The following is a 12,461-nucleotide window of genomic DNA, read 5'->3' as shown; positions in this document are numbered from 1 at the left end:
TCGGGGGTTTCAGGCCGTCATGACGATGCTGGCCGTCATTCCACCTTCTCATGATCGAGGGCCTTGGGCAAGGTGCCCATTGACTGGACGGGCACGCATCCCTCGAAGTTTTCGATGGCGGTGTCGCCGCTCGGCAGGCTGTCCTTGTTGGCCAGATCGTTGAACGAGGCACCGAGCACCACGTCAATCAGCTTGTCGTCGCGGTCATCCATCACCATCACCGCGTCCGTGAAGTTCGTGTTCAGCGTGTACGCCTCGTTGATGGCGTTCTTGCCGAAATAGATTGTGGTGCGCTCGACCTTCTTGCCCTTGTAATTGTCCCAGCCGGTGACCTTGAACTGGCGGTTCGACAGCGCGGTGCTGACGGCCTTCGCGAAGCCGACGAATTTGGTGCCGTTCAGCACGCGCACCTTGACGTTCGCATAGTTGGAATATGTCTGGTTTTTGCCGTTGGCGTCCTTGGTCGAGCAGGGCACGCGCACGCCGTAATTCGGCTTGACTGCGGACGTGGCCGTTATGCCCAGACCCCCGACATGGAAATAGAACAGCGCCGACACGACCAGGGCGACGGCAAGCACCGCGCCGACACAGGAGAATACGATCTGCTGGCGGCGGCGAATGTAACGCTTGCGTTCCGCGCGTTCGTCATAAGGCTGAGTCATGGGTCCGTCCTTTTCTTACGAGACTGGTACACAGATTAGCGTCACTGTCTGACGCGATAAGACAGGGATGGCAGGACGGTTATGACCGGTCTCGCCGGCGCCTGCGCAGCGATGATGCGATCCACCGTGGCGGATTGCTCCCATGCGGTGCGAACGCGGCGGGCGACGGCATCGTCCGGTACGAACGCGATGACCGATGGGCCGGAGCCGGAAACGAATGACCGGGATGCCCCGGCGGCCAGGGCGACTTCGATGGCTTCGCCGCTGCGGGGGTGCAAGGCGACCGCGGCGCGCTGCAGATGGTTGTCGTCGCCGTCTCCCGCGCCCATCTTGTCGAAGGTCGAGTAGACATTCGGCGTGCTCAATTGCGCATGGTACGCTCCCACCAGCAATTGGCCGGCGAATCCGCGGTCTCGCAGCGTCTGAACGCACGATGAATCATCCTCCAGCGGGATGATCCGCTCGCCGAAACCGGTGCCATGCGCATATCCGCCCTCCAGGCAGAAGGGCATATCGGCGCCGAGCGTGGCGGCGATGTCACGCAGCCGTTCAATCGGCCAGTGCAGTCCCCACAGGGTGTTCACGGCGAGCAATGTCGCCGCCGCGTCGGCGGATCCGCCGCCCAATCCGGCGCCGACGGGAATGTGCTTGTCCACATGCAGCGCCACGTCCGGCTCCCGCCCCGCGGCCCTGGCGATCGCGAACAACGCAAGCACCGCATGGTTGCGGCGCATGTCGCTGCCGCTCGATGCCAGATCACCCAGATGCTCGCCGCTCAGTTCGAGCGAGAACCCGCTGCCGGGGGTCTTGGCGGTCGCCGTCACCACGTCGTTGACGCCGATGGCGCAATATATCGTGTCCAGCGCGTGCCGGCCGCCCCATTCCTCATGGGCGGGCCCTACGTGCAACGTCAGATTGGTTTTCGCGGGAACCGTGACCTCCACCGAGTGCAGCGGCCCGGCCGGTGTCGTTTCCGCGGCTGCTACATGACGGCGGATGGGCCAATGCGCGGGGACGCTTGGCGAACGCCGCACCTGACCCGGTGTCGCTGACCGTACATTGTCCATTGCTGTGGCGCTCATGATGATGCCTGCCCCTGTTCATGCTGCGATTGCCTCAGCGCCGTCGCCAGAGCGGCGAATTCGTCGATGGTCAGCGTCTCGCCGCGGCGTGTCGGGTCGATGCCCGCCGTGTGGAACACTTCATCGGGCACCATGCGCTTGAGTGCGGCATGCAGCGTTTTGCGACGCTGGCTGAAGGCCGCGTCGACCAACTGGAACGTCAGCTGGCGCAACTGGGGGTCGCGCGGGCCCGCATGCGACTGGACACGGGTGAACCCGGCCAGGGCCGAATCCACGTTCGGCGCTGGCCAGAATACGTGACGCCCGATGTTGCCCACGCGTTCCGCCGAGCCGTACCACGCCAGCTTCACGCTGGGCGCGCCGTAAATCTTCGAGCCGGGAGTGGCGGTCAGACGGTCCGCGACTTCTTTCTGCACCATCACCACGAAGGACGTCAGCATGTCGAAGCGTTCCAGCAGCGTCAGGATGATCGGCGTGGCCACATTGTACGGAAGGTTCGCCACCAGGGTGAACGGTTCGTCGCCGCTGAACTCGGGGAGGTCCGCCGACGTGAGGGCCAGCGCGTCCTTGTTGATGACCGTGAGGCGGTTCCTCGCATCCGGCATGTATGTGTCGATGGTATGCGGCAGCCGTTGCGCGACCGGCGGGTCGATCTCGACCGCGGTCATCGTGGCGCCGGTTTCCAGGATGGCCAGTGTCAGCGACCCCAATCCGGGGCCGACTTCCAGCACCCGCGTATCGGCGGTGACCGCGGCCTCGCGCACGATGCGGCGCACTGTTCCGGGATCGATGACGAAGTTCTGGCCGAATTTCTTGGTCGGGCTGATGCCGGCTTCGGCTGCTATGTGACGGATGTCGGCCGCGCCGAGCAGTCGCCCGGCGACTGCGGGTTTCTCGGCGGCTGCGGATGCTCCGGAAGGTGCAGGGGATGGATTCATGTCAGTCATAACGCTCGCTATCAGTACCAGCCGATTTGCTCGGAGCGTTCCCATGCCTTGGACGGGCTGCCATACCGTCGGGCGATATACGCCAGCCCCCAGTCGATCTGCACAGCGCCGTCGTCACGGTAATTTGCGCCGAACTCGGCCATTTTGCTCGCAGGCAGCGACTGCGGAATTCCGTAGGCGCCGGTCTTCGCGTTCTCGGCGTACCACAGCCATCTGGATTCGCGGGTCCACAGCTTGTCGAGGCATGTCCAGTCGTAGCTGGTCCAGCCGCGCTGTGCGGCCGCGCCGGATGCGTAGGCTTTGGCCTGCGCGGCGGTCGGGTGCCATAGGCGTCCCTGCGAGCTGCTGCCGGAATTGCCGGAGTTTCCCGAGTTTCCGGAGTTGCCGCTATTGCCTGAGTTCCCTGAGTTCCCGGAATTGCCGTTGTTGCCCGAATTCCCGTTGTTCTTGTCATTGTTTTTGTCATTGTTCGACGTATCATCCGACTTGTTTGCGCCGGACGTGCTGCCGTTCGAGGAGTTGCCATCCGACTTGCCGGTATTCGACTTGTTGCCCGACTTGCCGGCGTTGTCGCTGCCTTTATCGGCTTGCCCCTTGCTGGTGTCGGAAGGTTCGGCGGCCTTCTCCGGGCCTACGACGACGATGGTGTCGAGGGAGATTTTGGTGGTCGTCTCCGAAATCAGCGTTCGCGTCTCTGCGATGCCATCGACATACGTGACGTTATAGACCTGCTTCTTCTCGCCGTCTTCCCCCTGTTGGCGGACCACGGATGTTCCTGGCTTCAACGACTTATCAACAATCGTCTGCGAACCATGGGGAATGGCGACGGTCGTCGTCTCCTGCCCGTGGGTGACGCGCTGAACGCGCAGCACGGTCTTGTCTCCGTCCTTCTCGACACTGACGCGGTCTTCCTTGTTGAGGCTGATGCCTTTGGAATCGAGAATCGACGCGGCGGGAAGCTTGCCATTCGGCGCGACCGACGTTTTGCCGTCAGCGATGACCGTCACCGGGCCGGACTCGTTGATGACGATGCCGCCGGTGAGCTGGCTGTAGATGTTGTCGATGTCCACGGTGACTTTCGCGGCCTCGTTCTCGTTCTGCTGGAAAAACCCGAGCAGCTGGGAGGCGCTGGTCGCCACGGTCCAGAACGGCACGCGCTGTCCGTCGATGCTGATGGTCGTCTGATATGCGCTGCTGACCGTGACCACGTCATGATTGCTGAGGATGTCGCCGCTGGTGGATTGCACCAGATCATGGGATTTGACGTCGACGCCCCGCTCTTCAAGCAGGCGCGTCACGCTCATGGCATACGTGGTGACGGTCTGGGTGTCGCCGTTGATGCTGAGTGCGATGGTCTTGCGTGCGGCGACGCCGAATGCGACCGTTGAGGCAAGAGCCACGGCGACGGCGCAGATCGCCACCCGAATGCGACGCAATCGAACAAAACGTCGTGGTGTCCACCGCCTGGCCATATGTCATCCTTCCATGAGCTACGGCTAGCATTGTAACCAATCACGATGATGCTTCGCTGGGCATCGCACGACCGTCACCCATACTCCCACATTTGGTACTTCTTGCCCTGCCCGAAGGACTGCCGCAGAGCTACTGGGGTGGTCATATATATCAAAATAAAGAAGAAGGGGGCGGGAGAGAAGGGGATTGTCCCGCCCCCTGTGGGCAGAGCTAATTGGGGGACGCTCTGCCTTCCAGAAGCCATAAGTTGGGGGAAGGCTTCTGGCACTTACACAAGGTAAGACTATATGTAAACACAGCTTACTACATGTCGACCGTGCATCGCACATGACACGCGGTATGCTGTGCCGCGAGCCTCCTGTCGGGATCGAACCGACGACCTGCCGCTTACAAGGCGGCCGCTCTGGCCATCTGAGCTAAGGAGGCGGACCCCATTCGCACAATGCGGACAGGTGTCATCGAACGATTGACCAGCTTACCAGTTTCACCGCGCTGGTCAATTCAGAATGTCGCAAACCCGTGTTGCGGTTCCTCCGGCCGGGGCCGAAGATCACAGCGCGACACGGGTCTACGTGGGTGTCATCGTTCATTTGCGGGGCATGACGGGTCATTCGTCATTCGCCGGTCGTCAGCGAGATCGGCTTGCCCGATTCGCCGATCGACGGCATCGTGCCCTTCTGGCCGACTTCGTCTTCCTTCAGGCCCAGCGACGCGATGATGCCGGTCTTGTTGTTCATGCCGGCGAGTGACAGCTGGTTGCGATCCCAGTAATTGCCGTTGATGGTGATGGTCGGCGTGCTCATGACACCCTTGTTCGAACCGGACACCTGCCACAGTTCGGGGCGCTTCGGGGTGTACAGGTTGATGGCATCCATCCATTTCCTGTATTCGCCGTTGAACGCCTTGTCGGCCACGGACTGCGGTACGCCGGCGTCAATCGCCTGCTGCTTGAGCGCCTTGTTCTTGACCGACTTGTATTCGCTGGCCTCACCGGGCTGGAAGTCCTCGGCGTAGATGTTCGAGATGAACTTGAGCAGGTGATCGGGGTTGTCGTCATTGCTGGCGATGTACAGGATGGCGCCGGTGGCGCGGCTGGAATATTCGTCGGTCGAGTATTCGTCCATGAACGACATCGGGTGGATCTCCAGGTTGATCTGGCCCGCGTCCACCAGCGAGATCAGCGTGGGATCGGTCTGGCGGTTGAACTCGCCGCAGCCGGGGCACAGCGGATCCATGTACACGGCGACGGTGGGGGCGCCGGACACCTTCTTGCCATAGCCTTCGCTGGAGATGAGGATGCCGCCCTTGTCGTCGGCCGCCGATGGCTTGGTCTCGACCTTTTGCAGCTGCTGGTATGCCTGCTCCTCGGTGGTGCTCTTCGCCACGTCGTTCTTGTGAATGGCTCCATAGATGGCGAAGCCGGCGATTGCCACCAGCACGACGATGATGGCGACGACCACCGCGCCGATGATGGTTTGCTGCTTGCGCTCCTTGGCCGCTTGCTCCGCCTTCTCCTGCGCCGCCTTCTCTTCGGCGGCGCGACGGCTTGCCCTGGTGTTGCGCTTCGCGTTCTGATTCTTTTGTGCCACAGTTATCCCTTTCCTGCCGGTTTGTTGCCCATAGTAGTAGAAGGGTTCGCTTTTCCGGCGGCGGGTTGCGCCGTTTGCCGCATGATGGAACGTGACAATGGCTACAAACCGGGCATTGCCGTCGCTCGGCATGCAGCTGGGATGGGGATGTTATGCGACGTTGGAGGGCAGCGGCCACCAGTTGATGCCCTGTCCGAGACCGAGCAGCGTGCACGCTGAGAGTGTAATCACCGCCCATGCGATCCATACGGCGAATTCACGCCCGGAATGTTGGGCGGATATCGCGGGAGCGGTTTCGTTGTCGGACGATTCGGGGAGCATGCCTGCGCCGCTGGAGCCCGTGGGCCGGTTGAGACCGAGCAGGGTGCCGGTGCCAAGTCGCAGCATGGTCGGTGCGGGCGCCAGCATACCGATGATCCAGCTGATCGCCGCGCAGATGGCCAGAGCCAGACCCGACGGGGACACGGGGGAGGCGGCGATGATGGGTACCACAATGGTGATGCCGCCTATGGCGAACCGCGTGTTTACGACCGGCAGACTGAAGATCAGCGTCGCGAGGGTGGATCCCAGCGTCAGCGTCGCGACGGCGAGCAGCCCGCGCCCTATTGCCGCAGGCAACCCCCTGAGGGCGTGCCATGGCAGCGTGATGATGCGCATCGCGGTGTCGCCGGCGCTGTGTGTGCCGCCGCGTCTGTATTCGCGTTGCAGCTGGGCGTCTGTCGAATAGCCTATCGTCAGCAGCAGCCAGCACAGCAGCGTGGCTGCGACCATTGCCGCCAACGGCATGCTCGCGGCCATTGCGGCTATGGGCGCTGCCCATGCGGCGAGCAGCGGCGTGCCTTGACGCAGATAGGTCTGGCGCTTGATGTCTGCCGGGTTCATGGCCATCGGCGGCATGGCCTGCGCTGTCGGCATGGCTTGCATGGACGGCTGGAATTGCGCGGCTGGCTGGAGCTGTGCGGGCTGGCCGGGTTGCATTGCGGTCGTCGGCGTTGCGGCTTCATCAGGGTCGGCGAAGATCTGCTGGGGGCTCAGCGGCGGCATGGTCATGGTGGGGATCTGCTGGCGCCCCGACCACACTGGATCATCCATCGCCAGGGTTGCCGCGGTGTCGGCGGATGATGACGGCTCGATTACGGCCGTTGCTCCGGTTATGTCCGCATCGTCCGTGGGTAGGGCCGTCGTCGGCTGCGGTTGCATGGGCATGGTTCGTCCGACGCTGACCGTGGAATCGAATGGCATGGTGGAGGCGGGCAGAACCGATGTCGGCTGTGGGCGCAACGATTCGGTCGCTTCGGTGCCGACCGGCATGGTCGGCGGCATAGGTGGGGTGAGGCGGGACATCATCGGCGCCGTCTGGTCGTTGCCGGGTGCCTGAGAAGACGCGATATTTCCCGGTAGCGGTGCTCCCCGGAGCGGTACGGTTCCGTCCGAGGTTCCGGCATCTGCTCCTGTCCCGATTGATGGTAGCCGTCGAAGACTGGCGGGTGCAGCGTCAGCGGCTTGGCCGACGTTTGGGAGCCTCGGAATCGGCGGAACCGTCGCATACGGTGAGGGCGCCGATTGTCCGATGATCCGCTGCAAAGCGGGCCGAACGCCGGACATCGCGGTTTGCCTTGGCATTCCTGCCTTGGTGACGGCTGCAGTCGGCTTTTCACCTGATCCGGCCGGCTCATGCGGGCGCCATAACAGACGCGGGTTGCGCAGACCGGTATGGTCAAAAGGGCGCATCACATCCGTCTGACCGGATTGCGCGGCGTCATCGTCGTACTGCTGCCAGGCGTCGGGGTTGAACGCGTCCACGGTGATCGCCTGCAGCAGTTGCTCCGGAGTGCAGCGCTTGCTGCGATCCGGGTTCAGCGCCGCACGGAACGCCGTCATGGTGGTGGCGGGAAGACCTGTGAGGTTCGCGTTGCCGGACGCCTCGCGTTCCAGCACCGCCATCATCGGCTTGGTGCCGAAAACGGGCTTTCCGGTTGCCGCGAATGCCAGCACCGACGACACGGACCACCAGTCCGTGATCTCATCGGATTCGGTTCCCTCGATAATCTCCGGCGCGATGAACCCCGGCGTTCCCATCACCAGGCCGGTGCGCGTCACATGGCTTTCGCCTTCGCCCATGGCGATGCCGAAATCCACCAGAACCGGGCCGGTCGCCGAAACCATCACATTGGTCGGCTTGATGTCTCGATGCACGATGCCCGCCGCATGAACCGCCCTAACTGCGTCCATCAGCTTGGATGCCAGTCGTTCCAGGTCATCGGCGACGTATGGCCCATTCGCGGCGACGTCGTCGCGCAGGTTTTTGCCCTCGATCAGCTCGGTGACGATGAACGCCAGCGAATCATCCAACTCCATGTCCACGATGCCGCACACGCCGGGATGATTGACTTTCTTCAACGCCATCGCCTCTCGGCGCAACCGCTCACGTGCCGTGATCTGATCGCGCGCGGACGCCGTCGAACGGTCATCGGCGAGCGAATCGCGCAATATCTTCATCGCGTATTCCTCGCCGCCGTCGTCATGCACGCGCCAGACCGATCCCATGGCTCCGGATCCCAGCCGCGACATCAGCGTGTAGCCGCCGACCAACGCTCCGGGCTCCAAATTCAACGCATCGCTCATACCCTCCTATCCTACTCACCGCCCTGTGCCCGTTCTCTCTACCCCTGATATTCCTCCTCCCCCTGCTGTCCTCTCCGATACTCTCTACCCCCCTGATATCGTTTGCGTTTCTAAGTGCGCGCCGGAACGTCGACTGTGCGCACTTAGAAACGCAAATGGGCCGGTTTGCGTTCTTAAGTTCGCGCACTTGTCGTTTCGGCGCGCACTTAAGAACGCAAATGTGTCGTCACAGCCGTTGATGCCGCCGCGACGCGCCGAGTTATCCACAATCGCCTAGCCTTCGACCACATACCCCGGATTCGCTTGCGCAGCGGCGGTCCATATTGTCATCATCAACATATGAGACAGCACAAGCATCTAGACGATCTGATGAACCGGGCGGAAATGGACGGGCGATGCTGTTCCGCGTCCAGCCCGGCGGAACGACAGGCGATGCTGCGGCGAACTCGTTGCGGCGATGTCGTGCGGCCATTTCGCAGCGTGTACGCGCGTCGTGAATACTGGGATGGTCTGAATCCCATTGAGCAAGCGTCACATGTCATTCGCGAAATGGCGAGACGGCATCCCGAGCGCGTATTCGCCGGACTGAGCGCGGCGGTCATCTACGGGTTCGAGCACTCATGGACGCTGCATGACGAGCCATACGTGTACATCGCGACTGACGGATTCACCAAGTCACGCCGGTCGTACCACCGGCTGCGGCGCATCTCGGTGCGTAGATCCGATATACGGGAGGACTGCCATGTGGTCCGTTTGTACCGGCCTCGCGGTGATGGAGCAGCACAGGACGGGTCGAATACCTGGAGTCAGGTGAGCAAGTTGGCTGACCGGATCGCCCACGAACGGGCATTGCGTGACAATGTATGTATCGGCGAGGTACGTGTGACCAGTCCGGCAAGAACCTTGGTGGACTGCGCGCTCTTGTATCCGTTCGAGCACGTGCTGTCGATGTTCGATTCCGCGTTGCGCCGGGGGCTCGTGACCCGCGAGGAGATCGTCGCCGTCTGTGATGGTCTGCGAGTGGATTGTGGGCCGGTATTTCGTCTGCTGCATTATGCGGATGCTCGCAGTGAGAACGGAGGAGAGTCGTTCTGCCGGGCTGTATCCATCGAAGAAGGGTTTGTTCCTCCGCAATTGCAGCATACGTTTTACAGCCGCGTGACCGGCAAGGAGGCGGGCCGGGTCGATTTCATCTGGCATACGGAAGATGGCCGCATCATCGTGCTGGAGTTTGACGGTATGCAGAAATACATCGATCCAGAGATGACGTCGAACCGGGATGTTCGGCAGGTGGTCCGTGACGAAAGGCAGCGCGAACAGGATCTGAAAGAGGCCGGAGTGAGCGTTGTGATACGGACGAATTACATCGAAGTGGTCCAGCGCGCGCCGTTCGTCATGAAGCTGATGCAGGCCGGTGTGCCGCGTGCCGGGGCGCACCCAATATTCGAGCATGCCGATTGAGCCGGAAGCGCCGTTGCGTTCCTAAGTTCGCGCCGGAACGACAAGTGCGCGAACATACGGACGCAAATGGCCCTGTTTGCGTACTTATGTGCGCACGGTCGTCGTTTCGGCGCGCACTTAGGAACGCAAAAAGAGGAGAGGACTTGGGGAGGGGGAGAGGCGGGAGATGGATGGGAGGAGGGAGACTGAGATGAGGCCGGAGTAAGGATAATGCCGGCTGCGGGATACCGGTTGAAGGCCCGTCGATGTTACGTCCGCGTTTCAGACGCGCGTGTTGACGTGTTCCAGCGGACGTGTATAGTAGTACGTGGCTCAACGAAGAGAGTCTTCAATGAACCGAAGGAAAAAACGCTGCGGTTTGATGTTGCCAGTGCAGGGACTGATGATCAAGGCACAGTAATCCCTTTACAACGGATCGTGAGGCACGTACCTGCCTCTGAAAGGATGAATATCATGGCAGAAGTCGTATTCGACCACGTCACTCGTATCTACCCGGGCAACGATAAGCCCTCTGTGGATGATTTGAACCTTGACATTAAGGACGGCGAGTTCCTGGTGCTCGTTGGCCCGTCTGGCTGCGGTAAGTCCACGACTCTGCGCATGCTGGCCGGCTTGGAAGAGGTCAACAAGGGCCGCATCCTCATCGGTGGCAATGATGTCACCACGATGCAGCCGAAGGACCGCGACATCGCAATGGTCTTCCAGAACTACGCTCTGTACCCGCACATGACCGTCGCCGACAACATGGGCTTCGCCCTGAAGATCGCCGGCACCCCGAAGGAAGAGATTCGCAAGCGCGTCGAGAAGGCCGCTGAGATCCTGGATCTGACCGAGTACCTCGACCGCAAGCCGAAGGCTCTGTCCGGTGGTCAGCGTCAGCGCGTGGCCATGGGCCGTGCAATCGTTCGTGAGCCGAAGGTCTTCCTCATGGATGAGCCGCTGTCGAACCTCGACGCCAAGCTCCGTGTGCAGACCCGTACGCAGATCGCTGCCCTGCAGCGTCAGCTCGGCGTCACCACCCTGTACGTGACCCACGATCAGACCGAGGCTCTGACGATGGGCGACCGCATCGCCGTCATCAAGCTCGGCGTCCTGCAGCAGGTCGGCGCTCCGACCGAGCTGTACGATCGCCCGGCCAACGTCTTCGTCGCCGGCTTCATCGGCTCCCCGTCGATGAACATCAACACTCACCCGGTCGTCAACGGCAAGGCGAAGATCGGTGAGGACACCGTCGACCTGCCCGCCGAGGCCGTCAACAAGCTGACCGCTGAGGATGGCGGCAAGATTGTCGTCGGCTTCCGTCCCGAGGATGCCACGCTGGCCACCCCGGACGATCCGAACGCCTTCTCGCTGAAGGTTCAGAACATCGAGGATCTGGGCTCCGACGGCTACATCTACGGCACCATCATCACCGATGGCTCCGCTGCCGAGGCGTCCACGATGATGTCCGACCAGAACAAGCTCACCACGATTCGTGTGAACCCGCGTGCGCTGCCGAAGATCGGCCAGACCGTCAAGATCAAGATCGACCCCTCCAAGATGCACCTGTTCGCTCCGTCGACCGAGCTGCGTCTGAACTAGTAGAGGAACTAGCAGATACTTGGTATGACTCCGGTCATGCCAACCATTAAACGAGGCGATTCTCTTCCTCTCTTATGGCCTCGTTGGAAAAGCCCCGCGTAGTTGCGGGGCTTTTCTTTTTGCCCAGAAAGACATACGCTAACCGGCCCCCGCAAATGAACTTTTTGTTCTTTTGTCCCCGTTGTCTATTTGGAAGTGCAACATCCTTGTTTGTCTTGCAAGTTTAGCAGCTCGTCGGCGAATGCCTCGGCGGGCGTGCGGTGGCCGAGCACGCGCATGGGACGGTTGTCGGTCTCGTCGACGATCTCCTGGAGCTCTCTTGCCATACCGGGTTCGATGATCGTGCGTTTGGGCAGGCAACGGCGGATGATGCCGTTGACCGGCAGCGGCGACCAGCCTCTACCCGGCCATTCGTCCACCCGCGCCCACAGGCGGCCGAATGACAGGCGGTATGGCTTGCGCGGCTTCGCCCTGCGCCGGTCGGCCTTGCGCTGCACGGGGCCCGCGCTGTAGTAGCGGCCCGTCCACGGGCCCGTCTTCAGACGCTTCGGCCGGTACGGCCGGTAGGACTCGCTCTCGTTGGACGGGAACCACGTGTTGCGCCTGATCTCCCTGCTGATGCCGGACGGGCCGCGTCCCAGCAAACGGGCTATCTTCCTGACGCTCGTGCCGTTGCCGACCTCGATCTGGATGACCTGGCGTTCCTCTTCCGACAGGTGCGAATATACTTTCCCCATAGGTGCAACATCCCTTCGGACTGGTTATCTGGACAATCTCCAATAACGGGTGTTGCACTTTCAATTAGACAACGGGCCAACTTCTTGTATAATTGTATGCAGTGACCTCCCGAAAAAGGGATTGCGAATCTATGAGGGGAAACAATGGGCTCGAAATCGAAGTTCGTCCGTTGCGGGTTTAACGGAGGAACAGAACAGGAATCTGGAAGGCAGCGCCATGCCTTGAAGCGTTGCCTTGCTTCGGTTATTGCTGTTTCCTTGTCCATCGTGTGCATGGTGCCTGCAGCATATGCTCAGAATATAG

9 protein-coding genes and 1 tRNA gene are annotated in these 12,461 nt (G+C 61.6%); 2 read left to right on the top strand and 8 right to left on the bottom strand.

The features are described from left to right. Nucleotides 1-35 precede the first annotated feature (35 nt). From MMB49_RS09405 to MMB49_RS09375, 7 genes are all read right to left on the bottom strand, one after another. Nucleotides 36-662 (bottom strand): LytR C-terminal domain-containing protein, encoded by a 627-nt coding sequence (locus MMB49_RS09405; protein ID WP_003815003.1) that lies wholly within the window; start codon nt 660-662, stop codon nt 36-38. A 41-nt stretch (nt 663-703) separates the two neighbouring features. Beyond that, the gene (locus MMB49_RS09400; RefSeq protein ID WP_192829125.1) at nt 704-1,744 is read right to left on the bottom strand and encodes a 4-(cytidine 5'-diphospho)-2-C-methyl-D-erythritol kinase; all 1,041 of its coding nucleotides are present in this window, start codon (nt 1,742-1,744) and stop codon (nt 704-706) included. Continuing rightward, nucleotides 1,741-2,682 (bottom strand): 16S rRNA (adenine(1518)-N(6)/adenine(1519)-N(6))-dimethyltransferase RsmA, encoded by a 942-nt coding sequence (rsmA, locus tag MMB49_RS09395; RefSeq protein WP_080588879.1) that lies wholly within the window; start codon nt 2,680-2,682, stop codon nt 1,741-1,743. Before rsmA ends, MMB49_RS09400 begins: the two co-directional genes overlap by 4 nt. A gap of 20 nt (nt 2,683-2,702) precedes the next feature. Then, entirely contained in the window at nt 2,703-4,163 is a 1,461-nt protein-coding gene (locus MMB49_RS09390) for a G5 domain-containing protein (RefSeq protein ID WP_047271163.1), read from the bottom strand. 353 nt (nt 4,164-4,516) lie between these two features. Beyond that, nucleotides 4,517-4,590, bottom strand: a tRNA-Thr gene (locus MMB49_RS09385). Nucleotides 4,591-4,778: 188 nt separating this feature from the next. Further along, a complete protein-coding gene (locus MMB49_RS09380; protein ID WP_003815893.1) occupies nt 4,779-5,753 on the bottom strand; it encodes a DsbA family protein in 975 nt (324 codons plus the stop codon). Between the two features lie 150 nt (nt 5,754-5,903). Beyond that, nucleotides 5,904-8,378 (bottom strand): serine/threonine-protein kinase, encoded by a 2,475-nt coding sequence (locus MMB49_RS09375; protein WP_047271161.1) that lies wholly within the window; start codon nt 8,376-8,378, stop codon nt 5,904-5,906. A 549-nt stretch (nt 8,379-8,927) separates the two neighbouring features. On the opposite strand from MMB49_RS09375, the gene MMB49_RS09370 reads away from it, so the two are divergent. Next, entirely contained in the window at nt 8,928-9,839 is a 912-nt protein-coding gene (locus MMB49_RS09370) for a hypothetical protein (protein WP_022173966.1), read from the top strand. A gap of 453 nt (nt 9,840-10,292) precedes the next feature. Continuing rightward, a complete protein-coding gene (locus MMB49_RS09365) occupies nt 10,293-11,420 on the top strand; it encodes an ABC transporter ATP-binding protein (protein ID WP_003815886.1) in 1,128 nt (375 codons plus the stop codon). Between the two features lie 185 nt (nt 11,421-11,605). Here MMB49_RS09365 and MMB49_RS09700 read toward each other — a convergent pair whose 3' ends face one another. After that, nucleotides 11,606-12,157 carry a helix-turn-helix domain-containing protein gene (locus tag MMB49_RS09700; protein ID WP_047271159.1) on the bottom strand — a complete coding sequence of 184 codons (552 nt, stop codon included), beginning with the start codon at nt 12,155-12,157 and terminating at the stop codon, nt 11,606-11,608. Between the last annotated feature and the right edge of the window lie 304 nt (nt 12,158-12,461).

Source organism: Bifidobacterium sp. SKU (genome assembly GCF_026016405.1).
Taxonomy (GTDB): domain Bacteria; phylum Actinomycetota; class Actinomycetes; order Actinomycetales; family Bifidobacteriaceae; genus Bifidobacterium; species Bifidobacterium bifidum.
Note: the sequence above shows the minus strand (reverse complement) of the source record. Positions and strands in the feature narration are given on the sequence as shown.